General features: G+C 39.9%; 28 protein-coding genes. 9 read left to right on the top strand and 19 right to left on the bottom strand.

The features are described 5' to 3' along the window. Positions 1-57: 57 nt before the first annotated feature. Positions 58-1083, top strand: a complete 1026-nt coding sequence (gene hemE, locus HMPREF1528_RS07300) for a uroporphyrinogen decarboxylase (protein WP_016479242.1) — start codon at positions 58-60, stop codon at positions 1081-1083. Positions 1084-1087: 4 nt separating this feature from the next. On the opposite strand, the gene HMPREF1528_RS07295 is transcribed toward hemE, so the two are convergent. Then, positions 1088-2116, bottom strand: coding sequence for a threonine aldolase family protein (locus HMPREF1528_RS07295; protein ID WP_016479241.1), 1029 nt, complete (start codon positions 2114-2116; stop codon positions 1088-1090). A gap of 152 nt (positions 2117-2268) precedes the next feature. Here HMPREF1528_RS07295 and HMPREF1528_RS07290 point away from each other — a divergent pair, with 152 nt between their 5' ends. Both HMPREF1528_RS07290 and rimM read left to right on the top strand, forming a co-directional pair. Then, positions 2269-2811 (top strand): 30S ribosomal protein S16, encoded by a 543-nt coding sequence (locus HMPREF1528_RS07290; RefSeq protein ID WP_016479240.1) that lies wholly within the window; start codon positions 2269-2271, stop codon positions 2809-2811. Between the two features lie 4 nt (positions 2812-2815). Then, the gene (gene rimM / locus HMPREF1528_RS07285) at positions 2816-3349 is read left to right on the top strand and encodes a ribosome maturation factor RimM (protein ID WP_016479239.1); all 534 of its coding nucleotides are present in this window, start codon (positions 2816-2818) and stop codon (positions 3347-3349) included. Between the two features lie 76 nt (positions 3350-3425). On the opposite strand, the gene HMPREF1528_RS07280 is transcribed toward rimM, so the two are convergent. Further along, entirely contained in the window at positions 3426-4379 is a 954-nt protein-coding gene (locus tag HMPREF1528_RS07280) for a YbhN family protein (protein ID WP_016479238.1), read from the bottom strand. Next, the gene (gene panD / locus HMPREF1528_RS07275; RefSeq protein ID WP_016479237.1) at positions 4376-4726 is read right to left on the bottom strand and encodes an aspartate 1-decarboxylase; all 351 of its coding nucleotides are present in this window, start codon (positions 4724-4726) and stop codon (positions 4376-4378) included. Before panD ends, HMPREF1528_RS07280 begins: the two co-directional genes overlap by 4 nt. A 320-nt stretch (positions 4727-5046) precedes the next feature. Here panD and HMPREF1528_RS07270 point away from each other — a divergent pair, with 320 nt between their 5' ends. The 5 genes from HMPREF1528_RS07270 (at position 5047) to HMPREF1528_RS07250 (ending at position 11365) form a co-directional block, all read left to right on the top strand. Beyond that, positions 5047-6414 carry a TlpA family protein disulfide reductase gene (locus HMPREF1528_RS07270; protein WP_016479236.1) on the top strand — a complete coding sequence of 456 codons (1368 nt, stop codon included), beginning with the start codon at positions 5047-5049 and terminating at the stop codon, positions 6412-6414. 98 nt (positions 6415-6512) lie between these two features. Beyond that, positions 6513-7781, top strand: coding sequence for a M16 family metallopeptidase (locus HMPREF1528_RS07265; RefSeq protein ID WP_016479235.1), 1269 nt, complete (start codon positions 6513-6515; stop codon positions 7779-7781). A 10-nt stretch (positions 7782-7791) separates the two neighbouring features. Then, positions 7792-9162, top strand: a complete 1371-nt coding sequence (locus HMPREF1528_RS07260; protein WP_016479234.1) for a M16 family metallopeptidase — start codon at positions 7792-7794, stop codon at positions 9160-9162. A 298-nt stretch (positions 9163-9460) separates the two neighbouring features. Further along, on the top strand, positions 9461-10528 hold the full coding sequence (gene fbaA, locus HMPREF1528_RS07255) for a class II fructose-bisphosphate aldolase (protein WP_016479233.1): 1068 nt from the start codon (positions 9461-9463) through the stop codon (positions 10526-10528). A 108-nt stretch (positions 10529-10636) separates the two neighbouring features. Beyond that, on the top strand, positions 10637-11365 hold the full coding sequence (locus HMPREF1528_RS07250; protein ID WP_009410716.1) for a Bax inhibitor-1 family protein: 729 nt from the start codon (positions 10637-10639) through the stop codon (positions 11363-11365). 106 nt (positions 11366-11471) lie between these two features. Here HMPREF1528_RS07250 and HMPREF1528_RS07245 read toward each other — a convergent pair whose 3' ends face one another. The 4 genes from HMPREF1528_RS07245 to HMPREF1528_RS07230 form a co-directional block, all read right to left on the bottom strand. Next, the gene (locus HMPREF1528_RS07245) at positions 11472-12590 is read right to left on the bottom strand and encodes an ABC transporter permease (protein ID WP_016479232.1); all 1119 of its coding nucleotides are present in this window, start codon (positions 12588-12590) and stop codon (positions 11472-11474) included. 7 nt (positions 12591-12597) lie between these two features. Next, positions 12598-13728 (bottom strand): ABC transporter permease, encoded by a 1131-nt coding sequence (locus HMPREF1528_RS07240; protein WP_016479231.1) that lies wholly within the window; start codon positions 13726-13728, stop codon positions 12598-12600. Between the two features lie 15 nt (positions 13729-13743). Further along, complete coding sequence (locus HMPREF1528_RS07235) at positions 13744-14478, bottom strand: ABC transporter ATP-binding protein (protein WP_016479230.1); 735 nt, start codon at positions 14476-14478, stop codon at positions 13744-13746. A 106-nt stretch (positions 14479-14584) separates the two neighbouring features. Continuing rightward, complete coding sequence (locus tag HMPREF1528_RS07230; protein WP_016479229.1) at positions 14585-15490, bottom strand: ABC transporter ATP-binding protein; 906 nt, start codon at positions 15488-15490, stop codon at positions 14585-14587. A 92-nt stretch (positions 15491-15582) separates the two neighbouring features. Here HMPREF1528_RS07230 and HMPREF1528_RS07225 point away from each other — a divergent pair, with 92 nt between their 5' ends. Further along, complete coding sequence (locus tag HMPREF1528_RS07225; protein WP_009744566.1) at positions 15583-15912, top strand: DMT family transporter; 330 nt, start codon at positions 15583-15585, stop codon at positions 15910-15912. Positions 15913-15919: 7 nt separating this feature from the next. Here HMPREF1528_RS07225 and HMPREF1528_RS07220 read toward each other — a convergent pair whose 3' ends face one another. From HMPREF1528_RS07220 to HMPREF1528_RS07160, 12 genes are all read right to left on the bottom strand, one after another. Further along, positions 15920-16477 (bottom strand): hypothetical protein, encoded by a 558-nt coding sequence (locus HMPREF1528_RS07220; protein ID WP_016479228.1) that lies wholly within the window; start codon positions 16475-16477, stop codon positions 15920-15922. 148 nt (positions 16478-16625) lie between these two features. Beyond that, positions 16626-17468: a hypothetical protein gene (locus HMPREF1528_RS07215; protein ID WP_016479227.1), complete on the bottom strand. Its 843-nt coding sequence runs from the start codon at positions 17466-17468 to the stop codon at positions 16626-16628. Between the two features lie 33 nt (positions 17469-17501). Further along, positions 17502-18035, bottom strand: coding sequence for a hypothetical protein (locus HMPREF1528_RS07210; RefSeq protein WP_016479226.1), 534 nt, complete (start codon positions 18033-18035; stop codon positions 17502-17504). 19 nt (positions 18036-18054) lie between these two features. Further along, positions 18055-18522, bottom strand: coding sequence for a GNAT family N-acetyltransferase (locus HMPREF1528_RS07205; RefSeq protein WP_016479225.1), 468 nt, complete (start codon positions 18520-18522; stop codon positions 18055-18057). A 418-nt stretch (positions 18523-18940) separates the two neighbouring features. Next, positions 18941-19552 (bottom strand): hypothetical protein, encoded by a 612-nt coding sequence (locus HMPREF1528_RS07200; RefSeq protein WP_016479224.1) that lies wholly within the window; start codon positions 19550-19552, stop codon positions 18941-18943. Between the two features lie 198 nt (positions 19553-19750). Then, the gene (locus tag HMPREF1528_RS07195; RefSeq protein WP_002672913.1) at positions 19751-20149 is read right to left on the bottom strand and encodes a hypothetical protein; all 399 of its coding nucleotides are present in this window, start codon (positions 20147-20149) and stop codon (positions 19751-19753) included. Between the two features lie 94 nt (positions 20150-20243). Beyond that, a complete protein-coding gene (locus HMPREF1528_RS07190; protein WP_016479223.1) occupies positions 20244-20750 on the bottom strand; it encodes a hypothetical protein in 507 nt (168 codons plus the stop codon). A 611-nt stretch (positions 20751-21361) separates the two neighbouring features. Continuing rightward, the gene (locus HMPREF1528_RS07180) at positions 21362-22186 is read right to left on the bottom strand and encodes a hypothetical protein (RefSeq protein WP_016479221.1); all 825 of its coding nucleotides are present in this window, start codon (positions 22184-22186) and stop codon (positions 21362-21364) included. Positions 22187-22307: 121 nt separating this feature from the next. Next, the gene (locus HMPREF1528_RS07175; protein ID WP_016479220.1) at positions 22308-22811 is read right to left on the bottom strand and encodes a hypothetical protein; all 504 of its coding nucleotides are present in this window, start codon (positions 22809-22811) and stop codon (positions 22308-22310) included. 153 nt (positions 22812-22964) lie between these two features. Further along, positions 22965-23897, bottom strand: a complete 933-nt coding sequence (locus tag HMPREF1528_RS07170; RefSeq protein ID WP_016479219.1) for an HlyD family secretion protein — start codon at positions 23895-23897, stop codon at positions 22965-22967. Beyond that, the gene (locus HMPREF1528_RS07165; RefSeq protein WP_016479218.1) at positions 23894-25186 is read right to left on the bottom strand and encodes a TolC family protein; all 1293 of its coding nucleotides are present in this window, start codon (positions 25184-25186) and stop codon (positions 23894-23896) included. Before HMPREF1528_RS07165 ends, HMPREF1528_RS07170 begins: the two co-directional genes overlap by 4 nt. Before the next feature lie 219 nt (positions 25187-25405). Then, positions 25406-26020 (bottom strand): TetR/AcrR family transcriptional regulator, encoded by a 615-nt coding sequence (locus HMPREF1528_RS07160; RefSeq protein WP_016479217.1) that lies wholly within the window; start codon positions 26018-26020, stop codon positions 25406-25408. Between the last annotated feature and the right edge of the window lie 263 nt (positions 26021-26283).

Below are 26283 nucleotides of genomic sequence, written 5' to 3'. Positions count from 1 at the left end.
ATAACGACTGTCCAATGAACTTTGTTCTTGGGCAGTCTTCTTTATGTAAATTAAAATATGATACAAAACGACTTATTCTTGAGAGTACTCAGCGGTGAGGTTACTGAACGACCGCCTGTGTGGATGATGCGTCAAGCAGGACGCTATTTGCCCGAATTTAGAGCTTTACGCGATAAATACGACTTCTTTACGCGCTGTCAGACACCGGAGCTGGCTGCGGAAATCACCGTACAACCGGTAGATATAGTAGGGGTAGATGCTGCGATATTGTTTTCGGACATATTGGTAGTGCCTCAGGCTATGAATATAGAAGTAGAGATGAAAAAAGGCGTGGGACCGTGGTTACCAAAGCCTATCCGTACGGCTAAAGATGTGGAACAAGTGATGGTGCCTAATATTGAAGAGCGTTTGGGCTACGTAATGGAGGCGGTAAAGCTCACTAAGCAAATGCTAAACAATCGTGTGCCCTTAATTGGCTTTGCGGGTTCGCCTTGGACGATTTTCTGTTATGCGGTAGAAGGCTCAGGTTCACGTGATTTTTCGACGGCTAAGGAGCTTTGTTTTACGCAGCCTTCGGTAGCACACAGCTTATTGCAAAAGATTACTGACACAACGATTCTTTACCTGAAAGAAAAAGTAAAAGCAGGGGTAGATGCCGTACAGCTTTTTGATAGCTGGGGAGGAGTGTTAGCTCCTGACGACTATCGCACATTCTCGTGGCAATACCTCAACCAAATAGTAGAAGCTCTTGCTCCTTTTACCAAAGTGATTGTCTTCGCGAAAGGCTGTTGGTATGCTTTGCCTGAAATGGCGACTTCTAACGTAGCTGCTTTGGGCGTAGACTGGACGTGCACCCCTGAAATAGCGCGCGAACTTACAAGAGGTAAAAAAGTATTACAAGGTAACTTCGACCCCTCACGACTCTTAGCACCTCCTGCCGAAATCAAACAGAAGGTGAAAGAGATGATAAATGCTTTTGGAAAAGACCATTATATCGCTAACTTAGGGCACGGTATCTTACCTAATGTGCCCGTAGAAAACGCTATTGCTTTTGTAGAGGCAGTAAAATCTTATCGCTTATAAAAAGCTATAGTTTTTTAATAGCATTAATGAGAATATCTACATTTTCTGGTTTAGTAGCCCAAGAAGTGATAAGACGTATGGCAGTATGGGTTTCATCGACTTTCTTCCATATATAAAAATCGAATTGCCTTTGGAGAAGAGCTACTTGCTCATTAGTGAGAATAGGGAACACCTGATTAGTAGGAGTATGCGACAAGAAGTGTACTCCTTTTTCTATAAAAGCGTCTTGAATACGTTTAGCTTGAGCATTTGCGTGAAGAGCTAATTCATTAAATAAATTATTTTGGAAAAGCTCCAAGAACTGTATGCCGAGAAACCTTCCTTTGGCAAGTAAAGCCCCTTTTTGTTTGATATGGTACTCAAAGCCCAATTGAAGTTCAGGGTTGTTTAAAACAATTGCTTCTCCCATTATTGCCCCATTTTTAGTAGCTCCTATATAGAAAGCATCGGTATAACGAGCTAAATCTTCCCAAGTAATATCATTGCCAGAAGCATTGAGAGCGTGAGCTAAACGCGCTCCATCGATATAGAGTAAGAGGTTCAGTTCTTGACACAGATGGTACAAATCTTTTAATTCTTGAAGCGTATAGATAGAGCCTAATTCGGTGGCATTGGAAATGTATACTAATCGGGGCACTACTTGATGAGGAAAATTGGTGTAACAAGTTGCTACTTCACGAATATCATCAAGTTGTATTTTGCCATCTATTGCAGGGGTTAGGTGTATTTTATGTCCGGTAGCCTCGATAGCACCTGTTTCGCTATCGCAAATATGAGAGGTTTCGCAGGTAATAACGCTTTCATAAGGACGTAACATTGCTCCTAATGCTAAGAGATTGGCTTGTGTACCTCCGCTTACGAAATATATTTTACTTTGAGGATTATTTAGTTTTTCGGCAATAAGAGCTTTTGCTTTAGTAGTATAAGTATCGCAACCATATCCTTGTTGTTGTTCGAGGTTGCTTTCTAACATTTGGTTTAAAATAGAAGGGTGAGCCCCTTCGGAATAGTCGTTTTTAAATGATATTTTCATAGTTTGTTCAAAGGTAATAGAGAGCTACTATTACGAATTCAGAATGCAAAAGTAAAACTTTTTTATGTAAGAACGTTGTGAATATGAAAAAATTTATTACTTTTGCGCCTGAATTAATAACGAGGTCGTGAACCTCACTAATTAAATTTTTTATGCCAGTAAAAATTAGATTACAACGTCACGGAAAAAAAGGCAAGCCTTTCTATTGGATTGTAGCTGCTAATTCACGTGCAAAAAGAGATGGTAAATTCCTTGAAAAGTTAGGAACTTACAATCCTATTAGCAATCCTGCTCAGATTGAAATAGATGTAGATGCAGCTGTAAAATGGTTGAAAAACGGAGCACAACCTAGTGACACAGCACGTCGTATTCTTTCTTATAAAGGGGTATTGCTTAAATACCACTTGCTTGGTGGAGTTGCCAAAGGAGCTTTGACCGAAGAACAAGCAGAGGCTAAGTTCAATGCTTGGATAGAAGAGAAAGCTAACAAAGTATCTACAAAAGAGCAAAAATTAGCTAAAGAGAAAGCTGAAGCAAAAGCAAAGGCTTTGGACGCTGAAAAAGAAGCTAATGAGAAACGCAAGAACGCTGCTGTAGCTAAAGCTACCGAAGCAACAGCTGAAGCAACCGAAGAGGTTACAGAAGCTACCGAAGCTGAAGCTCCTGCGGAAGAAAATAACGAAACTGAGGCATAACCCTATGACTTTAAAAGATTGTTTTTATATAGGAACAATTGTGTCGAAGTTTAGTTTTAAGGGCGAGGTGCTAATCAAGTTAGATTCCGACGACCCTGAAATGTATGAAGAAATGGAATCAGTATTTATTGCCTTAGGCAATAATCTGGTTCCTTTTTTTATTGAAAAGAGCACTTTACACAAGTCAGATTTATTGCGCGTAAAGTTTGAAGAGATAGAAACTGAGGCTGATGCAGAAGCTCTATTGAAACACAAAGTTTATTTACCTCTTACGGTATTGCCTAAACTATCGGGGAATAAGTTTTATTACCACGAAGTGATAGGGTTTCAGGTGGAAGATGTGCACTACGGAGTAGTAGGGAAAATAGTTGGAATAAACGACAGTACTTCTCAAGCGTTATTTGAAATTGAGAATGAGAACGGAAATGAGATACTTATTCCTATGGCTGATGAGTTTATTGAGAAGATAGATAGAACCCACAAGAAAATTATTGTAAAAACTCCAGAAGGACTTATTGATTTGTATTTAGAAAATTAAGAACAAGCATAAAATATAAACAAGGTTATCAAAATAGCTTTTGATAACCTTGTTTTTTTACCTTAATAAGAAAAATCTACGGATTATGCTTCTTCAACAAGGGAAGAAAAAAGAATGAAAGGCTACCCAATAAGAGCGTCATAGCAAATTGTGACGTCCATACAATCCAACCAAAGGCTGTACCCACAGGAGTAGCTACTCCAAACAAAAATAGTACTTCGGCAATAAAAAAGGGATAAGAACCAAAGCCTGCATTGGTAAAGGTCATTGCAAAACTACCCACCACAAAGGCTGTAAGCACATTGGGCAAACTGATATGTGCAGTTTCGGGTAGGGCAAAAAACGGAATATAGAACATCAAAAAGTACATTGCCCAAATAAAAAGAGTATGAAAAAGAAATAGCGTTCTATGTTTTATTTTTACGACTGATAGGATTCCTTCCTTTATTCCGTTTAAAAAGACTTTTACCTTGATAAAAAAAGGTTTATCGGAAGTGTAAATGAAATACAAAAAAACTATAAACGAAAAACCTCCTATACCCATTAACCACATTAGTTTTTGAAAAGGGATTTTGGAGAGAAGAAAGTTGCTTATAACCTCGAATTGGAGAATGAAAGCGAGCATAGTGAATAGAAAAAGCAAAAGTAGGTCGATAATTCGTTCGGAGATGATAGTGCCTAATGATTTCTCGAAAGGGACTCCGTCGTAATTGCTTACTACTAAGGCACGAGAGACCTCGCCTGAACGCGGTATGGTTACATTCACCAAATAACCAATGAACACAGCCATTGCTCTATGTAAGAAAGCTGTGCGGTAACCCAAAGGTTTTAGCAACAAATGCCAACGTATGGCTCGAGAAAGATCGCTTAAAAATCCTAAAAATACAGCCAAAATGATATAGAAGTAATCGGCGTTTAGAAATGTGTGTTTTATTTGGACAAACTGTTCTTCGTTAAATTGGCGATAAGCATACCAACACAAGAAAACGCCTACAAATATCGGAAGGGCTATCTTTAAGAACTTTTTCATTCGATTAGATTGGTTGTTTCATCAGGGAAGATAATAGAAGGCTTAAAAGTTTTAGCTTCTTCAAAATCCATTAAAGCGTAGGATATGATGATGATGATATCACCTTTTTGCACTTTACGAGCAGCAGGGCCATTCAGTACAATAGCACCTGATTTTCTCTTTCCTTTAATAATATAAGTTTCGAAGCGTTCGCCATTATTAACATCTACAATCGACACCTTTTCTCCCTCAATCATTCGAGCTGCCTCCAACAAATCTTCGTCAATGGTAATGCTTCCGATATAATCTAAATCGGCTCCTGTAACCTTAACGCGGTGAATTTTAGATTTTAATACTTCTATTTGCATATTTATATTTGTATTGTTTTAAAAAACGGCGCAAATGTACGTTAAAAAATTGAAAACAGTGTAAGAAAGAAAAAAATTATGCTTACCTCTGCCCTATCCTTAGCTTATACAAACCTTGGACGATTGTTATACAAAGAGTATTTATAAGTTTAATATTCAACATCTTAAAGAATAGTAATTTTATATAAATGAGGTTGTCATTCTCAGTTTTTAGTTAGAAAGATTTATTTTGCATAAATTACAATAGAAAAAAAAATAGAAAGAAAGTGCTTGTTTACAAAAAAATATTCTTACCTTTGCCTCCTAATTATATTTTACAAATGATGATGAAAAGACTATTTATTTTGTCGTTAGCCGCAATAGGCTTTGTAGCTTGTAGTAAACGAGCTGATTATATAGTGCTTTCAGGAAAAGTAGAAGGCACTAATGGGATTCCTTTGGAGCTGAAGATAATAGGTGGTGAAGTAGACCAGCCATTGCATATCAAACCCGATGGTACTTTTCAAGACACGCTTCGCGTACCTTCTAATTACTATACTATTTTCAATCCTCAGGGAATAGAAATTCCGTTGTATTTAGAGCAAGGTGACGAACTTGGGGTTAATATCGACCTCACTAAGATGCCTTTAGAAATAAAATTCTCGGGCAAAGATACGCTTGCAAATGCTTATTTGCACAAAAAAGCTGACCTTACAATGGAAATTCAGAAAAGTGGTGGTATGCAACAACTTTTAGTTAAAGCACCTGCAGAATTTAAAACAGCCGTAAATGAGTATAGCAAAAAGTATACTGACCTTTTGAAAAACACCAAGAACCTCTCTAAAGACTTCGTTAAAAAAGAGGAAAAGGCTATTAACTACGAAATGCTTTATCTAAAATCTATTTACCAAAATGCACACCAAAAACTCACTCAAGAAGAGGTAGCACTTCCTAAAGAGTTTGCTGATGAGCTAGCTAAGATAGATTATGATATCGCTGAAGATTATAATACCTACAGAGCTTACAAAGAATTAGTTACTAATAAACTATTCGATAAGTTTCAAGATAACGAAAACGACGAAAACCCTTGGGGTAAACTCATCGCACACGTAAAAGATCTGAAATCTAAAAACATCAAAGCAGACCTTACTCGTTATTTTATCAGTGGAGTTTCAGTAGCTAACACTCCTGAAGAAAATGCTGAACTCATCAAAAGTATCAAAGAAAACGTGAAAGACACTGCTGCCTTAAAAGAGTTAGACAGACGTATAGCGGTACTTGAAAGACTAAAACCTGGCACAGATTTTCCTCCTTTTACAGCTGAAGATTTGAATGGTAAACCAGTATCTTATGAAAGTCTTAAAGACAAATTGCTTTACATCGACGTTTGGGCAACTTGGTGCAAGCCTTGTATGAAAGAAATACCAAGTATGAAAGCTTTGCAAGAAGCATACAAAAGCAAACCCGTTACTTTTGTAAGTATTTCAGTAGACCAAGACAAAGAGGCTTGGAAAGCTGCTGTACAACGTGAGAAGCTAAGTGGTATCCAACTATATACTAACCTAAGTATGAACCGCGATTTCATAGATAACTACGACCTAAGCGGTATTCCTCGTTTTATGTTAGTAAAGAATGGTAAAATCATTAGTATTAGTGCACCTAGACCATCAGATGCTAAGGTAAAAGAACTTATCAACGCGAATTTATAACAAATACTTTTTTCATATTGAACAACTTTGCTAAAGCCATACAGACTTTAGCAAAGTTTTTTTGCTAATTATCTCATTGACAAATCGACTAATTAACTATGGCTCAATCTCTCATTTTTGAAGAATACGACCTCTCTAATGGACTACACGTGATTCTTCACCGAGATAACTCAGCTCCTGTGGTTACCATAGGAGTAATGTATCACGTAGGCGCCAAAGACGAAGACCCTACCCGCACTGGCTTTGCCCACTTCTTTGAGCATCTCCTTTTTGAAGGCTCTCAGCATATAGCACGTGGCAAATGGTTTGATATTGTATCGGCAAATGGCGGACATAACAATGCTTTTACTACGCAGGATAAAACTTATTATTATGAAGTCTTCCCTTCTAACAACCTGCAATTAGGCTTGTGGATGGAAGCTGAACGTATGTTGCACCCTGTTATTAATGAGATTGGAGTAAGGACTCAAAATTCAGTGGTAAAAGAAGAGAAAAACCAACGTATAGACAATACACCTTACGGCAGAATAATGTACCGCTCAGCTATTAATCCGTACCTTTTTAAAAAACACCCTTATTCGGGAACAGTAATTGGAAAAGTGGAACATTTAGACGCTGCAAGCTTAGAGGAGTTCATCGCATTTAAGAAGAAGTTCTACAACCCTAACAACGCTGTACTGGTGGTGGCAGGCGATTTCGATACGATACCGACCAAAGAATGGATAGAACAATACTTTGCGACTATTCCTAATACGGGTGATGCTATACAACGCAACAAAATAGAAGAAGCTCCTATCACTGAAACTATTGAGGTAACCGAATACGACCCTAATATACAAATCCCACTGAAACTATATGCCTATCGCACTCCTGCAATGACAGACAAAGATTCGTTTACTATCGACTTGCTTTCTAACATTCTCACTGACGGAAAGAGCGCTCGCCTCTACAAAAAGATGATAGACGAGCATCAAACAGCTTTGCAGGTATTGGCTTTTTCGGACGCTCAAGAAGATTATGGCGTTTATATAATGGGAGCTCTCCCTATGGACGGTGTGAGTTTGGAAACTTTGGCACAAGAAATGGACGAAGAAATTACAAGACTACAAACCGAACTCATCAGTGAGCGAGAATATGAAAAGTTACAAAACCAGATAGAGGCTAACTTTGTGGCTCAAAATAGCCATATGGAAGGAATTGTACTCTCTTTGGCAGACAACTATACTTTCTACAAAGACACTAATCTTATTAACAAGGCTATAGACCACTATCGCACTATTACCCGAGAGGATATCAGAGAGGCTGCACGCAAGTATTTGGACAAAAACCAACGTTTAGACCTCAATTATTTACCTTCAAATCTATAAGTAAACAAAAATGACACATATAGACCGCTCTATACAACCTACCCCAGGAGCTGCTCCTATCATTAATTTAGGGACACCTGTTACTCATACCCTCCCGAACGGGCTCACTCTCCTTATTGTGGAGAACCATAAACTTCCTCAAGTGGGAATTCGTCTTTCGTTAGACGAATGTCCGGAATTAGAAAAAGAAAAGAAAGGGATTTCTGACCTTATTTCGCTAATGGCGGGGAATGGCTCTACCTCTATCAGTAAAGACGATTTTAATGAGGAAATAGACTATCTCGCAGCGACTCTCTCTATCGCTTCTAATGGCGTTTATGCCCAAGTACTCTCTAAGTATTTCCCGCGTGTGTTGGCTCTCATTGCCGATGCTGCCCTGCACCCTAACTTCACCGGAGAGGATATGGAAAAAGAAAAAGCGCGCATTATCCAAAGTATTCGTGCCAATGAGAGTAATGCCGAAGTGATTATGAAGCGCGTACAACAAACCTTGCGCTACAGTACGGCTCACCCTTACGGCGAATACATTACCGAAGCTCACATCGCTGCCCTCACCTTAGACGATGTAACTAACTATTACCGCAAACGTTTTGTACCTAACAACGCCTATTTGGTTGTTACAGGTGATGTAAACCCCGAAGAGGTAATTACTTTGGTAAACGAACATTTCGCTGATTGGCAACCTTTTTCAGAAGAAGCTCCTGCCTTATATATCCCTGAGAATGTAAGTGAAACACAAATCAACTTTATAGACTTACCCAGCGCGGTACAATCGGAAATAAGGGTTACGAACCTCATCGACCTAAAAATGTCGCACCCTGATTACTTTCCTCTGTTGGTAGCTAACAGTATTTTAGGTGGAGATTTTGGCAGTTATATCAATATGAATTTGCGGGAAGAACACGGCTATACTTATGGAGCTTTTTCTACTTTCAAAACGGATAAATGGACAAAAGGCAATTTTAGCATCAAGACCAAAGTAGGGAATGCCGTAACAGCACCTGCTATTAGGGAGATACTCAAAGAAGTGAAGCGCATACAAACTAGTGTAGTGAGTGAAGAAAAGTTGGCACAAGCCAAAGCACAGTACTTAGGTCAGTTTGTACTGGCCACCGAGCGTCCGCAGACGATTGCCAATTACGCTATCAATATAAAAGTGCACAACCTACCCGAAGATTTTTACAAGAACTATCTTGCGAACATCAATGCAGTAACCAAAGAAGACGTACAGCGAGTTGCTAATAGCTATTTTCTATTAGAAAACTTCAGAATCATCATTGTAGGCAAAGGCTGTGAGATAGCGAGAGAGCTTGAAAATATTAGCTTTGACGGGAAAAAAATCTCTGTGAAGTATTTTGATAAGTATGGGGAAGCAATTTAGTGAAAAATGAAGCGTTAAAGGTACGAGTCGCACAGGCAGTCGTAGCACAGTGCGAGCCACACGGGCAGATAGTGCGAGCCGCACGGGCAGATAGAGAAAAGACGAACAATGAACGAAGAAAGGGAACATTTAAACCAAATATAAGTCGAAGATAAGTGGTGAAAAACACGAAGTAATTTTGGTTATTTGAACTAAAAAATATAAGATTTATTTTGAAGATATATGAGAAAATCGTATCTTTGCCGTCAATTATGACATAATGAGTAATTCTGAAAACTAAAATTAATTATATTAAAGAATGGCACATAACATTAAAAAAGGCGTAATTCTTGGAAAAGAAGTACAAGAAGTATTTAAATACGCTAAAGAAAAAGGCTTTGCTCTTCCTGCAGCCAACGTTATCAGTTCAAACTCTATCAACGCTGCATTAGAAACTTCAGTAGCTGTAAATGCCCCAATGATTATCCAATTTTCTAACGGTGGTGCTCAGTTTATGGCTGGTAAAGGATTGAATAACGACAACCAACGCGCTTCAGTTCTCGGAGCGGTAGCAGGTGCTAAACACGTTCACCAATTGGCAGAAGCCTACGGAGCATCTATCATTTTGCACACTGACCACTGCGCTAAAAAATTACTTCCTTGGCTTGACGGTATGCTTGAAGCATCAGAAAAACACTTCAAAGAAACAGGTAAACCATTGTTCAGCTCACATATGATTGACCTATCGGAAGAACCTATCAAAGAAAATATCGAAATTTGCAAACGTTATCTTGAACGTATGAGCAAAATGGATATGACTTTGGAAATAGAACTCGGTATGACCGGTGGTGAAGAAGACGGGGTAGACAACTCACACGTAGATAGTAGCAGGCTCTTCACACAACCAGAAGACGTAGCTTACGCTTACGAAGAACTTTCTAAAATTAGCTCACAATTCACCATTGCAGCTGCTTTTGGTAACGTTCACGGGGTGTACAAACCTGGCAATGTGAAATTGACACCAAAAATTTTAAGAAATTCACAAGACTACGTTTCAAAGAAATACAATTTGCCTCACAACGCACTTGACCTCGTATTCCACGGAGGTTCAGGCTCTACCCTCGAAGAAATCCGCGAGGCTATTTCTTATGGTGTAATCAAAATGAATATTGATACTGACTTGCAATACGCTTTCACTGAAGGTGTTCGCGACTATATGAAAGCTAAATCGGCTTACTTGCAAGGACAAATAGGTAACCCAGAAGGTCCCGAAGCACCTAACAAGAAATACTACGACCCACGTGTATGGCTTCGTGAAGGCGAAAAGACATTTGTTACTCGTTTGAAAAAAGCGTTTGAAGACCTTAACAACGTAAATACTTTATAGTAGTATTTACCCACTTGATAACTTTGCCAAGAAGCTACAGCAACCTCTGCCAATAGACTTTTTGGCAAAGTTTTTGATATATGAACACAAACATTTTTAATTAAACATATGGGATATAATTCAAATTACGACAGCTACAACACTAACTATCAATCACCTCAAATAGTAAGCTATGCTACTAATGAGGCACAAGCTACCTTTTACCGCAAAACTTACTCACACGTAGCAATGGCACTTTTGGCATTTATAGCTGTAGAAGCTATTTTGCTAAATGTAGTACCAGAAAGCCTTATCATCTCTATGGTAAGTGGCAAATGGGTATGGCTATTGATTTTGGGAGGCTTTTGGTTAGGCTCAATCCTTGCCAGCAAATGGACGCAAGCACAAGATAAGAATACCCAATATATGGGCTTAGGGCTTTATGTGTTACTTGAAGCTGTTATCTTTATGCCAATAATCTTTTTGGCGATGTACTTTACTGATGGTACGGCTATCCTTTCGCAAGCTGGTATTATTACACTTGCTTTGTTTGGCGGACTTACAGCGGTGGTATTCCTTACCCGTGTAGACTTTTCGTTCTTGCGTAGCATATTGGTAATAGGAGGTTTTGTAGCCTTAGGACTTATTGTGGCAGGAGCTATCTTTGGTTTCGATTTAGGACTTTGGTTTTCAGTAGCAATGGTTGCTTTGGCAGCAGGTGGTATACTATATGAAACTTATAATATCAAAAATGTATATAGCACAGACCAATACGTAGGGGCAGCTTTACAGTTGTTCTCTTCTATTATGCTACTTTTCTGGTATATATTGAGAATACTTATGTCGAGAAGAGACTAATCTGTTCTCCTAAAATATTAAAATGATAAGTTCCATCATTGAGTACAATGAGATTAGTACTCTTGATGGAACTCTTGTATTATATGAGGTTATATGACGGATTATGTTAGCTTGTCTTCTTATAATTCCAAATAGCCCAACTATTGAGTAGCACAGCGAATCCTACAAGATACAAAAACTCTATGTGTAATTGTGCAAAACTACTGCCTTTGAGCACAATTAAGCGGACAGCATTCACAAAATGGGTTACCGGAATAGCATTACTCACCTGTTGACTCCAAGCGGGCATACTGTCTACACTGGTGAGGAAACCACTCATCAGTAGGAATATCATTATAAAGAAATAGGCGATAAACATAGCTTGCAACTGCGAATCGGCATAGGTGGAGACCAGAAGTCCGAAGCCGAGAATCGCAATGAGATACATTGTGGCAAAGGCATACAAGGTGAGTAGATTTCCTGCTGGGAAGATGCCATAGACTACATACATCACCGTAAGCCCCAAGGTGAAGAGGATTAACCCTACTACCAAAAAGGGTATGAGCTTTCCTAATATAAACTGCCACTTCTTAATAGGGGTAACATTAATCTGCTCGATAGTGCCGATTTCCTTTTCTTTGACTACATTAAGAGCTGAAAGAAAACCCCCGATAATGGTGAGTAATATAGCTAAAATACCTGGAACAATGTAGCGTGTATATTGCATATAGGGGTTGTACCAATGGGTACTCTCCACCCCGATTTTGGCTACATTACCTATGCGCTGAGGTGTTTTTACATTTACATCGAGCTGAGTGTTGAAGTCACGTATCACCGTAAGCAAATACGCCCCTCCTAAAGACGACTTGCTCCCATTAATTGCATCGATAGAGAGACCGAGTATCTGCTTTCCTTCGCGTACGAGGTTGCGCTCAAAACCTTCGGGGACTTCTAAAACTACATCAGCTTTGCCGTCTTCTATCAGGGCGATGCCTTCTTTGTAAGAGAAAGGAGCCTCTACGAGTTTAAAGTACCCTGAGGAAGTAATCTTCTGTATCAGTTGGTGGGAATAGGTACTCTGGTCGTGGTCGATATAAACGAGGTTAATGTTCTTCACATCAAAATTGGCAACTAAGGGCAATATAATCAGTTGGAAGATAGGTGCTATGAACATCATTGCCAAGATCATTTTATCTCGGAATATCTGCTTAAATTCTTTTTGTAGTATAAAGCTTAATACTTTCATTTCTTCTTTATTGTAATCTAATCTTAAACTTCTTCATTGCAAGGCTTAAGAAAATTACCGCCATTGCTATTAATATCAGCGTTTCTTTCCATACGTAAGTGAAATCTAATCCCTTGAGCATTACTTTCTTCACGATAGCGTAGTAGTAACTTGAGGGGAAGACTTTGGATATCCCCTGAAAGATAAGAGGCATATTCTCTATAGGGAACATAAAGCCGGTAAAGAAAGCCGTAGGGAGCATCATCCCCATCATAGCGATGAGCATAGCCGTTTGCTGTGAAGCAGTAACGGTGGATATGAGTAGCCCCAACGACAAACAGATGATGATAAACAAGGTGCTCTCGGCGTAAAGCAACAGCAGATTGCCACGTATCGGGACATCGAGCATATAGACCGATAGCAGGAGTATCACGGTAAAGTTGATGAGCGAGAGAATAAGGTAAGGCACGGCTTTGGCAATGAGTATCATTATAGGTTTGAAAGGCGATACCAAAAGGATTTCCATAGTGCCTAACTCTTTTTCGCGCACCACCGCTACCGAGGTGAGGGCAGTACTCACTATCATAAAGACGAGTGCAATCACCCCAGGTACGAAGTTCATAGAGCCATTTTGCTCCTCGTTGTACAGCATTCGGTTTTCAACAGTTATCTGGTAGGGTAGTTGTACAGCAGGGTTCAGCTCTTGCTGATAGCTCGCTACCATAGCCGAAAGGTAGTTCTGCACTGTTTTAGCCGTATTGGGATCACTCCCATCGGTGATGAGTTGTAGCGAGGTGCCACTGGGGGTGTAGAGGTCTTTACCGAAATCGGGAGGGAAGATGAGCGCAGTTTTTATGGTACCACGCTTGAATTGGTCTTCTACTTGATCATAACGGAACAGAGGCTCTTTTAACTTAAAATACGGACTTGCCTGCAAGCGGTGTGTGATTTCTTGGCTATAGGTGTTGTTTGCCTCATCTAATACAGCGATACCGATGTTCTTGACCTCGCTGCTGAGGGCTTGACCGAAAAGAATAATCTGCGCTATAGGGATACCAAAGAGTATCAGTAGCGTACGACGGTCGCGGAATACGTGATAGAATTCCTTGCGTATAAAGGCGATGAGCTGTTTCATATTAATAGGTGGGCGAATTGCCATTCGCCCCTACGGGGGTTATTCATTACGTTTTGCTTTACGGGCGAGTTGGTAGAACACCTCGTCCATTGAATGAGTGTTAAACTGTGATTTAAGGCGGGTGGGCGTATCCATTGCTTCCACTTTGCCGTCTACCATTATGCTGATGCGGTGGCAATATTCGGCTTCGTCCATATAGTGAGTGGTGACGAATACGGTGATGCCCTGTGCCGAGGCTTCGTATATCATATCCCAGAACTGACGGCGCGTTATGGGGTCTACGCCACCGGTGGGCTCGTCGAGGAATACGATTTCGGGACGGTGGAAGATAGCCACCGAAAAGGCGAGCTTCTGCTTCCAGCCCAGGGGTAGCGACCCTACGAGTTTGTTGGCTTCAGCCTCCAAGCCGAGCTTGGTGATAAGGTCGGTACTGCAGGTTTTGATTTCCTTGCGACTCAAGCCATAGACGCCTCCATAAAAGGTGATGTTTTCCTGCACGGTGAGGTTGTCATACAGCGAAAACTTCTGACTCATATAGCCGATGTGTTTTTTTATCTGCTCTTGCTCTCGATAGACATCGAAACCTGCTACGGTAGCCTCGCCCGAGGTAGGGTACGAAAGTCCGCAGAAGATGCGTATAGCGGTGGTTTTCCCCGCACCATTGGCACCGAGAAAACCGAAGATTTCACCTTTTTCAACAGTTAGGGAAATGTTGTTCACGGCTTTGAAATCGCCGAATTGCTTTGTTAGGTTATGACAGTGTATTGCGTACATCTTATTAAATTAGCAAATGTAAAAATTAGCAAATTACCCCCACACATACTCTGCTGTTGCAGACTTCCCCGAAGGGGGACAATCCGGAAAGGTGATAAATATTGTTTCAATTTGCTTCCATTAATCTTATAAAACTGTCCTCGATGGTAGGGGTAATGGCTTTCCATTCGAGGTGGGGGAAGGTGTTTTTCAGCTGTTGCTCGAATATGGGGATGTTGGTGTTTTCCTTGAGAGTAATGTGTAGGTACTCGCCAAAGGGGTAACAGCTATCAATGTTGGGATGCTCACGCAGGTGCTTCAGCAGTGCGTACAGGTCGGGAGCCTTGATAGCATAGAGTGCCGTAGGGTACTGGGCGATGATTTGCTCGGGGGTGCTGGTGGATAGTACCTTGCCATTTTGGAATAAGGCAATACGGTCGCACAGGCTGGCTTCGTCCATATAAGGGGTGGAAACGAGTATGCTGATGCCTTGCTCCTTTAGTTTCTTCAGCATTTCCCAGAACTCTTTGCGCGAAACCACATCTACCCCCGTGGTGGGCTCGTCTAACAAAAGGACTTTGGGTTTGTGAATGAGAGCGCAACATAGGGCTAACTTCTGCTTCATTCCCCCTGAGAGCTTGCCCGCACGACGGTTGCTGAACGGCTTTATCTGCTCATAAATATCTTTGATAAGGTCGTAATTCTCGACGATAGTTGTACCAAAAACGGTGGCGAAGAAGGTGAGGTTCTCCTCGACAGTGAGATCTTGGTACAGAGAGAAGCGCCCAGGCATATAGCCCACGTGCTTGCGGATTTCCTTATAATCCTTAACGATATCCCAGCCCTCAATGGTTGCAGTGCCTTCATCAGGCAATAGGAGTGTGGTGAGCATACGAAAGACAGTGGTTTTGCCCGCCCCATCGGGACCTATGAGCCCAAAGAGTTCGCCTTTTTTAACTTCTAAGGAAAGGTGTTGCACGGCACGGGTATCGCCATAGGACTTGCTGAGGTTATGTATACTTATGCTTGTCATTTTATTAATTAGGTGTGAGCCACACAGGCTGTTTTGTTTTCTATTGTTAAAAAAGGTTGTACTTTTGCTACGAATTTAGATACTATACTTATATGCATTACTTATATCTCACTTTAGCGATTGTTTTAGAGGTCTTAGCTACTGCTCTTTTAGGTAAATCGGAAGGATTTTCCAAGTGGTTATTTGCCGTAGGCTCACTGTTGTCTTATGGCATTTGTTTTTATTTTTTATCCTTAGCCCTCAAGAATATTCCGCTGGGGGTAGCCTACGCTATCTGGTCGGGGGTAGGGATTGTACTGACAGCCATTGTGAGTATTCTTGTTTTTAAGAATAAAATAGACCTGCCTTTTGTACTGGGTTCCCTGCTTATCATCGCTGGGGTGGTGGTAATTAACCTCTTTTCAAAGGCAAATGGACACTGATTCTCCCTTATTTTTTCTCTTTTCTTCTTGTTATCAAAATAAATACTACGCATATTACCAGTCCTACAAGAGCGGGTTTGGCTACTGACCAACCGCTTGCACCACTGCTCACCACGCTCCATAACAGTTTTAAAAGCGCTGCTAACACTACGGTGTAGAGCAATAAGTGCCATTTTCTCTTCCACGCTGAGACTATCAGCAGATAGAAAAAGAGCGGTACACTTAGTGAGAAAAGTATTTTTTTTGTGTCCCACGTGCCTTTGAGATAGTCCATTTCGTAGGCTAAGAAACCGAGTACCTTAGGGTCGGTTTGTTGTGGAGTGGGGAACCAAAACATACTAGTAAATAGACAAAAGATACTCAATGACACTCCTGCATACGATTTTCTCAAAGCAAAATACACCATAGGCACGATAAAGAGTGGACGGACATACCAGCTCAATATATTGTGATGTCGCACAAAAATCCACTCAAAAAAAGAGTCATTAGTGAGAAAGACTACTATAAAAACTATGGTAAGCAGGACGAAAACCGTTGCTATTACTTTGTCGTATTTCTTTAACATAGGGTTGTATTTGTTAGTAAGCTACAAAAAATGTGCTAAGAGTATGAGCTACAAGCTCTGTTCTTAATAGGCACAAGTCACAGGTTCGCGTCAGCGGGGGAGATTCTTTATACTTGTCATATACTTAATATGCTAATAAAGTTAGCTCTTAATATTCCTCTGTTTCATCACAATCCGAGAGTTCATACGTGTAAACCCAGTAATCGGCTATCTGGTGAAACAGTTTATCATTTGTTTTATCCCTTAATTGCATAAGTGCTTCGGCTACATCTTTCAGCTTCCAACCCTTGCTGTTTAGGGTAAACCACGCTTCTTTTAGCTTGTTTTGGGATAGATAATTATAGAACAATGCTTTTTTATCGGTATCTTCTCTAAGCCAATTGGGTATATTTTTAAGGTCTGTTATACGATTTATATCCTCTATTTCAAAGTTACAAGCATTATAACACAGCGCTGTATCGATATGATTCATAGAGGCAGGAAAGTCTCCTTCATATCCACTTCTTTCTATATCACCGAAAGGTATTATAGTTTCCTTATCGGTAAAATATACCAGTGGACTTGTGTGTTCCTTGCCATAACCGTATTCGTCCCAATAAGTAACTATCTTTTGTAAATCATCTTCACTGTAATGAATGTCTTTGCAAAATTGTTCAATTTCCTCAGTAAGCTCTTCTTCAATTTCTAACATATCCAAAATCATCAGAGTAACAAATTGTTTTTCATTGCTTGCCCTCTCGCTAAAATAACTCCATTCCAGTGACTCATCTACAAATATTTGTTTTCTGTCGCAGAAAAAATGGTGTAACAAGCCGGTATATTCTGCTCCTGTACCTAAGAACAAAGGTATTAAACAAGGCGGGTGAGGATACCAATATTCCCAAACAGGATTATAAGTATCTAAGATAGGTATCTTAATTTGATGAAGAATCAATTTCTGAAAGTCTTCTGTAAAATTTAATTCTTTTATTACTTGTTTTAGTGCGTTCATCTTTTTTACTATTATAATGCTGCTGTTTGCAGGTTAGTTTATGAGATTGCTTTTGAGGCAAAAGCAGAGGTCTTTGCCTTCGGGGTCTTTTTCTATGTAACAATCTTTTCGCAAGGGATAGTCCCACTCGCCGTTGGCGGTTTTTACTTTTTGGAAAGGAGGGACATATACCGTGCCTTTGTCCCAGAGGATTTGAATATATAGTACTCCGTTGCAATAAGCATAAGGCCCAGAAGGGTTTATTTCCTTTGAGGAATAACACATCTGAAAGTTCTTACGACCATCGTAATCGCGTAGAGCTTGCGACCCCATAAACTTCTGAGTAAAGCATTCGTTATCCTCACCGAGCTCGTTTTTGTACAATTCGTAGAATGCAGGGCGGTCTTCTTCGAACAATGCGTAATCGTCGGCACTTATGCGGTAATAGCGTTCATAGCCTGCTACCCAACTTACAAATACTTTCATCAAATGGGTTTCGATTGCTTCGCAATAGCCCACAGAGAAAAAGTGTTCTCCGTCTACGAGTTCTTTGGTGAGCTTTATTCTTTCTATTAGTTTTAACTTCATCTTGCAAATATTTAGAGTGTTACAGCTTGTAAACCATTATCTCATCTTCTTCGTTAGTTTTGACTATCTCAAAACCTAACTTTAAGTACATCTTGCGGGCATAATTGGCTTTTTGTACAGACAGCGATACCTGCTTGTAACCTTCGTTTTTGAGCAGGGTGAGCATCGCTTGCATTAGGGCTGTGCCTATCCCCCTTTGGCGATAAGGAGCTTTTACCGATATGGAAAACGAGGGAGTATCGTCATCTACGTGTCCGTAATCGTCGATGATACGTGCCCAAACTGCCCCTACAAGAGCACCATCTACTTCGGCTACCAAACAATAATCGTCTTTCTGTGTACCGAAATGAGCGATGTATTTTTGCAGCTCGGGGAGCTGTGTGATGCTTCTATCGGGGGGTGTTACGCCTTCGGGGATGAAGATAGCATCATACAGAAAATCGTCTAAAAGTAGGTATTCATTGGGGGTAATGGCTCTGATGTTCATATTTTGTCTTTTTTGTGTGTTACTAATCTTAGAAAAAGAGACGACAGAAAAGGCTCAGGAGCACGAGTGCTAAAGTGATGAGTGATAGGTTGAAGCTGGTTGTTCGCTTGTGTAGCCTCTTTCTAAGGCTGTGTTGGTACATAAAATTAAGGTTGGTTTCGGCTATTATCAAATAGATAAAAAATAGCGGAAATATGATATAAGTTGTGATAAAAACGGCTTTGGATAGAATTATCCCAAGGGTTGAATGGTAGTAACTGGGGTATAGTGGGCGTGTTACTACTATGATGGGTGCGAGTATGGCTGAGCATAAAAACGCGATACTTAGGTATAAAAGACGTTTTTTCATCATTGTTTTTTTTGGATCTATTATCTACCTTAATTTATTAATAATTTGTTGTCCTAATGACAAAAATGCTTATTTATAATAACGCTCCAACGCTTCTTTTGCCACTTCTACAATCTTATCGTCTACATCTTTTGCAAAAGAGATTATACGACAGGGAACAAGTATCATTATGAGTTTTTCTTCGTACCAAAACATATAACAAACGTGCGACATTTTCATTATGGGGTCGAATACTATATAATCTTTATCCTTTAGAGAGTGTACAAACTTCATTAACGACTTATTGACAGACGAGAACGGAGATAATACATACACGTTGATGATGTGATCGAAAAAAAGTTCCGTATTGGTATACACATAAAGATTCGTCAGGCAATAATCTGCTTGTGGGTTGCGAACCGATATTTTATTCTGCCATAATACCGACGAAAGCGACCACATTAAAAGTCTATGCGTAACCTCAGCTTCTCCCTTCTCTCCTTTCTCTACGATAAAGTGTCGTGCCGAATAACGAAACTTCTGATGCTCTACAATGTTTTGAATGGCAAGACTGTCTTTTGCCAAGTGGGTATATTTTTCGAACTCGTCAAATTCTCGTATATTCCTAATACTGTCTACAGTTTGTGCTATCCCGCATACAGAGACAAAGAAGATGACAATACATATATAATAACGTTTCATATTGCTTGATATTTTAATTATGATTATGACAGAGTAAGAGATTGAATTCTTCTCGAGTTGATACTTTTATTCATCATCTAAAATAATTAGCATTAAATGTGAGAGAAGTTAGCTTCGAAATTCAACCTCTGAGCTCCAATGTTTAGCCTCCGAACTTATATGGGAGTGATGGCTCGGATATTCATATTTTTGTCTTTTTTATTGTTCTTTTTTTCTTGCACCTAACCACAATAGAAGTATAAGCGCCCACATTATAGCACTTTCAGGAAGTATTTTGGTAAAGTTAGCCCAATTGGCAGTTAAGGTACTAAAAGCGATACTTGCCCAACGCACCACTAGTAAAGCCATTACAAAGAGAGCTATAAACTTGCCTGCATTGTCGTTCTTGCGCAGTGCCATCAACACTAAAGCGATACCCATTACTACGTTTTCGGTGGCTATGATATGCCAAAGATAATTGAATGTTACCCTACTTTCAGCATCAATATTTGTGTTTGACAAGGCAGGGAAAACAGTTGCAAAGCCGTTTATCTCGTGAGTAACGGCAGAGAGTAAGCAAAATACTCCCACTACAAGGTAAAAATAATTACGTATCATATTTTTTTATAATTGTTACTAATTTAATTTCTAAAATCATTTGTTTTATTTTGGAACTTATATCGGGGTATAGAATTCCGACCAAAGTTTTAAATTACTCTTTTGCTTTCTGTGCCATTACTTTGGCAATCACGTACCATTTGCCCGATGCGTTTTTGAGCTCTTTTCGCCATTTGAAGGAAGTAGATGTTATCTCGGAGAATACATATCTCATCTCTTCGGAGGTATTTTCTGTCAGAATAATCTCATCGTCTGCCCTGCGAGCTGTCAGACGGATAGCCTCGCCCCTGCAACCGTAGAAAATATCCCACGTCGAGCTTCGGGGGTTGAATATACGTAGCGTGGTGCCGTACTCGGCATCGGGCTGTTTGTTTTGCAAACGCTCCGAGCGTGAGGGGACAATAAAGACATCTTGTATCGCCGTACCTTCCAACACCCAAGAGAAAATCCATTCGCCTTTTACGCGTCTGGGTTCGTCGGCTTCCAGATGGTCTACCCATTCGATATTCCACTCGCCCACCAAAGCACCGAAAAAATCGTATTCTTCCGGTATGCGTGGGTCTTTTTTGTCATAATGCAATGCTTTGATAAATTCGTTCATAATTTATTGATAAATATGTGTTTTTCCAATCCCAATAATAAAATGACTGCTCACTCGTGTTAGTTCTGAACTAAACTAATTCACTTCTGAACTCACTCGTGTTAGCTTTTTACTGACTGATGTTACCTTCGAGCTCCTTTGTGTTAGCTTTTTACTGACTGATATTACCTATGAACTTGCATTAGTTACCTTTTTACTAACAGATGTTTGTTTTGAACTAACTTTTGTTGCCTATAGACTCAGATATTTGACCTTTGGACTTCTAAAATAATATTAAAACTTCTAAGCATTTCTATAAGTATTACTAATAGCTCTATCAACTAACCAATATAAGCCTATATAGAATAAAATACTAATAAGAATAACTGCAATAGATATTATAGAAATAGTAAAGTCTAGTGTTTTCTCATTATTTTTTACTCTGATGAATATTTGATATATAAAAAACAAAGGGAATAATACATAAGCAGTGATAAAAATAATTCCACAAATAAATTCTATGGTATTTATGTTGTAAAAATCCTGATAAAAAAGATATGTTCCTATTATTATAGGAGCAAAAACTACCGATAATAAACACCAAATACTAAAATATAATCGAAACCTCCTTTTCATTTTATAGTAGTTTTATTTGTTGTTGAATTGTAAAAAACATCTTTATGACCTTCTTCTATTAATTCATCTTGTATATTATTAGGAGAAGTATTTATAACTAATGAAGGAACACTAATATTCTCATCAGCTTTCACTACTTCTAAGGCAAAAGTACCACAATTATTAGCTGTAAAACTATATTCCTCTCTATCTTCTGAGTATTCTACACCTTCTAAATTCTCATAACCTTTGGAATGTTGTTTATGTTTAGTAGGGTCATTTATATTATCAGGGACACTTTCTATATGCTTTCTTTCAGCATAGGATAACATTCTGTTAATATAATTAGTTTCAATATAAGCTCCTTTTATATTTCCATTTTGTCCTGATTTTTTAGAAAGAACTTTGAATACTTTATTTAATTCATTCACATCTATTATTCCATTTCCATCCCATTTTACATCAGGAACAGCTACTCTTCTGACATAACCTTTTGTATTATCCCAAGAATGAGCATATCTTCCAAATTCATAATAGGCTGTTTTTCCGCTATTGGTTATTAATAAAATTCCTGCGTGCCCAGAAGGTATTTTAGGTGCTTTTATTTTCTTTTTAAAATAAGGAATTTTTACTTCTAGCTCAGGGTCTGCTTTATAATCTGGAAATGCAATATAAATAGCTACTCCTTTATGTTTAATATTAAGAGAAGCAGTAGCTGTTTGTATTACTTCCCCTTTTTCATTTTTTAAATAAAGAGTAGCCACTAATTTTTCTGTGCTATCTGTAATGTATACTTTGTATGAATCCTCTCTATTTTCTTTTTCAATTTTTAAAATTCCCATAATCTAAATATTTTATAATTTTTATTAATTAACTTTGGATTATATTTTGTGCTATTTTTGTATCCAAAAAGTGAGCTATAAACTAACTAAACTGAGTTTATAGCTCACATCTGTCAGTTGCCTACGGAGTGGGTGTAGACTCATTAGAGGCAGGGTCAGTGCCTTTGGAGCGTCTGCCTTGTAGTGCGAACCGTTTGCCCAAATCTTCCTGAATGGATTTGGCATCTTGGTCGCCGAGTTTGGCAGCCATTTTAACACTCGCATAGTAGAGCAACGCCTGTGCATAAGCCTCGTGTCCTGAGAGCATCAGTGTGTCCGACAGGTTGTCGACCAACTGCTTGAGGCTGTTGTACACAGGTTGTAACGATTGGTTGAGGGTGAAATCCTTACCTAATTCTTCAGCTTCCATCATCGGGGGGATAAGTTTAGGATTAGATTTCACATACTCTGCCGTTTTGGAAACAAATGCCAATGTTTTGTCGCTCATCTTAGGCAGGCTCTTGCGGTCTTCCAACGTAAGGGTAACCAAATACGGAGCCAATAGCTCGCGAAGTTCTTTTAGCTTCTCTTGAAGCTTAGTGAGGGTCTCAGCAGGAACCTCCATACTAATCAAATTCTTCGGCATAACTTCAAAAATTAAAAATTATAGGACAAATGTAGGGATTTTTTTGCGAATACTGTATGCTTTTACAAAAGATTTTTAATACTGAATACTCAAGAAGACATTTTCGAATATAAAATATCTCCTTTAGGGACAATAAATAGCATCTCTTACTAATTAATTATTGAATAGCACTTCACCGTACATTCCTATCTTGAGATAGCTGTCGTTTTTAACCTTTATCTTGATGGCGTATACAAGGTTGGCGCGTTCAGATTTGGTTTGTATCGTTTTGGGGGTGAACTCGCTCTCTTGGGATATCCAGATAATTTCGCCTTGATAGGTGCGGTATTCGCCTTTTCCGGCATCGGTGCGCACGGTAACTTGCTGTCCTAACTTGATTTGGGATAGTTGGTCACCGGTGATGTAGGCTTTTAGGGTTAGTACGTCGGTATTAGCAATCTTATAGAGAGGCTTTCCAAAAGTCTGCATTTCCCCTTTGAGGGCGTAGTTAGTAAGCACAGTGCCCGCAATGGGGTTGATAATATCACCCTGATTGATTTGTTCTTGAACGGCTTCGACATTCTTTTGCAGAGGAGCTTCTTGGCTGAGCACGTTGCGGTTCTGCGTGTTGATATTGGTCAGACTCACTTTGAGTTGGTTTTCGGTTACGGCTATCTGCTTGCGAAGCTGGTCGATGAGGGCGGAGAGGTCGTCCAATTGCTTTTGGGTAGCAGCCCCACCACGCACTAAGTTTTGTGTACGTGTAAGTTCACGTTCCTGTTGGGCGAGTTGTGCGCGCTGTACTTCGAGTTGACTACGAATGAGTGCCACCTGGTCGGCAGGGTTTTGGGTTTTCTCTTTGAGTGAGGCAATAGTGGCTTCCACCTGTTCTTTCTGTATCTTGAGAAGGGCGACGTTTATCTGACCGATCTTTTGACCCTCGGTAAGAGTTTTGCCTTCTTCTACATCGTAGTCGATGAGTTGCCCCGTCTGTTGGGCAGAAACAATGACTTCGTCGGCTTCGAAGTTGCCAGAAACGTCGAATTTGTTCTTATTATTGCAAGCTATTAAAGCTATCAATGTAGTAATAAGTGCTATCTTTTTCATTTTCCTATAATTAATTGATGATTCTCTTGAGCTTGGAGGAGTTGTATTTGGTGCAGGATAAGGGTTTGCTGAGCAAGATGCCAAGCATTGACTTTCTGCAAGTATTCGTGAGTGGTGATAACCCCGTTGTCTAATTGTACTTCGGCTGCTTTGGCGACGGAATGGCGCAAAGTTACCGATGCTTCGTCTTGTTCTATCAGCTTTTGTAGCTTTTTAAGTTGCTCGGACTGCTGGGTAAGTTCGAGTTTTGTGTTGAGCAAAAAGGCTTGACGGTCGGTTGCGATACTTTCGCGATTGAGGCGCAAAATATGTCTCTTGCTCGATAGGTTGTATAGCGGACTTAAGTTCCACTGCAAGCGGAGCCCTGTGATGTAGTAGAAGTCCGCTTGGTTGTTGAGTATATTGAGTGTGGGACGCCCGTAACCGCCTTGGAAAAACGCACTGAGCTTGGGTAGGAATTCGGTGTTGAGCTGTTTTTCTTGCGCTTTGAGCAACGATTCCTGTAGCTGAAACCCTTTGAGTTCAGGACGAAAAATCTCGGTACTTACGCTTTGAGACTGGGATTGGGGCGTAGGCTGTGTAAGCTGGGAAGCGTTGGTGAGCTCTTTGCCTATGAAAGTAGACAGCATTTGCAAGTATGTAGTTTGGGTGGCTTCGTACTCGGTGGTTTGCATTCTTACACGGAGGATTTCGGCTTTCAACTCGTCTACATTGCTGGGGAGGATCGTACCGTTTTTTAGGGCTACTTCCGCCTTCTTAAATTGCGACTCAAGCGTTTCGATATTGAGGCGGTTTTGCGATAACTGGGCATTGATGAGTAATACCCCAAAATATAGGTTGCTCACGCGTTGTTTTAGGGTGTATAACTGCGTTTCGACCGCTTGCGCTTGGACAGCACTTTGAGCTTTGGCGACTGCCTTCTGACTGTGAATCGCACCACCTCCATAGAGAAGTTGGCTTACCTCGCCCACGACCTTGTATTGCTCCTTGTCAATCGTAGGCAAAGAGACGTTAGGAGGCAGTGGGAGTGCTCCTACAATGGTTTTAGAGAGGTCGGTTACTTCCGACTGGTAAGTGGCTTGCCCTAGGATAGAGACCTGTGGAAGGTAAGCACGATTGGCATTGGCAAGGGTATAGCCTTCGGTTTTGGCTACCAAATCGAGCTTTTTGATGGTAGGGTAGTTCTCACGAGTAAGACGATAGCAGTCCTCCAAAGAAAGGATAGCCTGCGCTTGCGTGGTGAGAGTAAGGGCTATAGATGCGGTGAGTGTTAGGATAAGGTGTTTCATAGTGGCAATCCTCACCCCCGTTCCCCCTCTCCGAAAGAGAGGGGGCAAGCCATAAAACAGAGTAAAAGACTGATGAATTAAGGCTTTTAGGGGTATTATAGTGTTAATAAATTAGTTTAACCATTTGGTTAGGGTATAGATAAAAAAAATGTTATTTAGCCTCCGTTCCCCCGAAGGGGGACAATCCGCAAAGACAATTGTTTAAGAGAAATCGTATTATTATTTCCATAGCATCGCTTTAATCCATTGGGGGATAAGAGTTTTACGCTGGAGCATTAGGACTTTGTACTGTTCTTCGGGTATGTTGATAATTGAGGTTAGGATAGGTTTTGCAATGAAAGGAAATATTACCAACCCGATGACATTTAGGATAGCTTGCATTAGGTTAGGCTCTGTGATTTCGCCACGGGCTACAGCTTCGGCATATTGACGGGTGAGCACAGAGTGAGTAAGTGCCTCTTTAATAGGGTTTTGCTCTACAAATGCTTGCGGGTTAGGACGCACCTCATTGAGTATAAAGGTAGGTAATTCGGGTTCTTTGAGGAGTAAATCGACGTAGTTAGAGACGATGAGGTCTATTTTCTCATCGAGAGAGGTACTTTCGTCGTTCAGCATAAGGTTTACTCCTTTAAAGAATTGCGCCATTGTTTCCATCATTACCATTTCAAAGAGCTTTTCTTTACTACGAAAATAATAGTTGAGCATTGCGTGGTTGATACCCGCTTCTTCGGCGATGTCGCGAGTGCGTGTGCCTGCAAAACCTTTCTGATGAAAGACTTTGCGGGCAGCGGCTTTGATGCGTTCTTCGGTGCTTATATCTTTTGTCTTCTTCATCGTTACTTCTGATTTTCGGGGGCAAAGGTACAACGAGTTTTTGAATTAACCAAATGGTTAGAACAAAAATTTAATTTACATAGTACATAGGTAGTAGTAACAATCTAAAAGTCATATATTTACATATATAAATAAAACCTATGGGTAGGTGAAAAATTAGAAAATTAGCAAATTAGAAAATTAGAAAATTAGCAAATGGGAAGCGTAGTTAATGATTAATGGTTAATGATTAATGGTTAATGATTAATGGTTAATGATTAATG

Source organism: Capnocytophaga sp. oral taxon 336 str. F0502 (assembly GCF_000411575.1).
Classification (GTDB): Bacteria; Bacteroidota; Bacteroidia; order Flavobacteriales; family Flavobacteriaceae; genus Capnocytophaga; species Capnocytophaga ochracea.
Note: the sequence above shows the minus strand (reverse complement) of the source record. Positions and strands in the feature narration are given on the sequence as shown.

Coding starts and splice junctions, on each gene's coding strand:
- HMPREF1528_RS07195 (WP_002672913.1), bottom strand. CDS start 20,149: ATGATACGTAATTATTTTTACCTTGTAGTGGGAGTATTTTGCTTACTC.
- HMPREF1528_RS07290 (WP_016479240.1), top strand. CDS start 2,269: ATGCCAGTAAAAATTAGATTACAACGTCACGGAAAAAAAGGCAAGCCT.
- HMPREF1528_RS07180 (WP_016479221.1), bottom strand. CDS start 22,186: ATGGGAATTTTAAAAATTGAAAAAGAAAATAGAGAGGATTCATACAAA.
- HMPREF1528_RS07160 (WP_016479217.1), bottom strand. CDS start 26,020: ATGAAGAAGACAAAAGATATAAGCACCGAAGAACGCATCAAAGCCGCT.
- HMPREF1528_RS07250 (WP_009410716.1), top strand. CDS start 10,637: ATGGGATATAATTCAAATTACGACAGCTACAACACTAACTATCAATCA.
- HMPREF1528_RS07170 (WP_016479219.1), bottom strand. CDS start 23,897: ATGAAAAAGATAGCACTTATTACTACATTGATAGCTTTAATAGCTTGC.
- HMPREF1528_RS07190 (WP_016479223.1), bottom strand. CDS start 20,750: ATGAACGAATTTATCAAAGCATTGCATTATGACAAAAAAGACCCACGC.
- HMPREF1528_RS07265 (WP_016479235.1), top strand. CDS start 6,513: ATGGCTCAATCTCTCATTTTTGAAGAATACGACCTCTCTAATGGACTA.
- HMPREF1528_RS07240 (WP_016479231.1), bottom strand. CDS start 13,728: ATGGCAATTCGCCCACCTATTAATATGAAACAGCTCATCGCCTTTATA.
- HMPREF1528_RS07215 (WP_016479227.1), bottom strand. CDS start 17,468: ATGAACGCACTAAAACAAGTAATAAAAGAATTAAATTTTACAGAAGAC.
- rimM (WP_016479239.1), top strand. CDS start 2,816: ATGACTTTAAAAGATTGTTTTTATATAGGAACAATTGTGTCGAAGTTT.
- HMPREF1528_RS07280 (WP_016479238.1), bottom strand. CDS start 4,379: ATGAAAAAGTTCTTAAAGATAGCCCTTCCGATATTTGTAGGCGTTTTC.
- HMPREF1528_RS07230 (WP_016479229.1), bottom strand. CDS start 15,490: ATGACAAGCATAAGTATACATAACCTCAGCAAGTCCTATGGCGATACC.
- HMPREF1528_RS07245 (WP_016479232.1), bottom strand. CDS start 12,590: ATGAAAGTATTAAGCTTTATACTACAAAAAGAATTTAAGCAGATATTC.
- HMPREF1528_RS07270 (WP_016479236.1), top strand. CDS start 5,047: ATGATGATGAAAAGACTATTTATTTTGTCGTTAGCCGCAATAGGCTTT.
- HMPREF1528_RS07205 (WP_016479225.1), bottom strand. CDS start 18,522: ATGAACATCAGAGCCATTACCCCCAATGAATACCTACTTTTAGACGAT.
- panD (WP_016479237.1), bottom strand. CDS start 4,726: ATGCAAATAGAAGTATTAAAATCTAAAATTCACCGCGTTAAGGTTACA.
- HMPREF1528_RS07295 (WP_016479241.1), bottom strand. CDS start 2,116: ATGAAAATATCATTTAAAAACGACTATTCCGAAGGGGCTCACCCTTCT.
- hemE (WP_016479242.1), top strand. CDS start 58: ATGATACAAAACGACTTATTCTTGAGAGTACTCAGCGGTGAGGTTACT.
- HMPREF1528_RS07200 (WP_016479224.1), bottom strand. CDS start 19,552: ATGAAACGTTATTATATATGTATTGTCATCTTCTTTGTCTCTGTATGC.
- HMPREF1528_RS07210 (WP_016479226.1), bottom strand. CDS start 18,035: ATGAAGTTAAAACTAATAGAAAGAATAAAGCTCACCAAAGAACTCGTA.
- HMPREF1528_RS07225 (WP_009744566.1), top strand. CDS start 15,583: ATGCATTACTTATATCTCACTTTAGCGATTGTTTTAGAGGTCTTAGCT.
- HMPREF1528_RS07260 (WP_016479234.1), top strand. CDS start 7,792: ATGACACATATAGACCGCTCTATACAACCTACCCCAGGAGCTGCTCCT.
- HMPREF1528_RS07235 (WP_016479230.1), bottom strand. CDS start 14,478: ATGTACGCAATACACTGTCATAACCTAACAAAGCAATTCGGCGATTTC.
- HMPREF1528_RS07220 (WP_016479228.1), bottom strand. CDS start 16,477: ATGTTAAAGAAATACGACAAAGTAATAGCAACGGTTTTCGTCCTGCTT.
- HMPREF1528_RS07175 (WP_016479220.1), bottom strand. CDS start 22,811: ATGCCGAAGAATTTGATTAGTATGGAGGTTCCTGCTGAGACCCTCACT.
- fbaA (WP_016479233.1), top strand. CDS start 9,461: ATGGCACATAACATTAAAAAAGGCGTAATTCTTGGAAAAGAAGTACAA.
- HMPREF1528_RS07165 (WP_016479218.1), bottom strand. CDS start 25,186: ATGAAACACCTTATCCTAACACTCACCGCATCTATAGCCCTTACTCTC.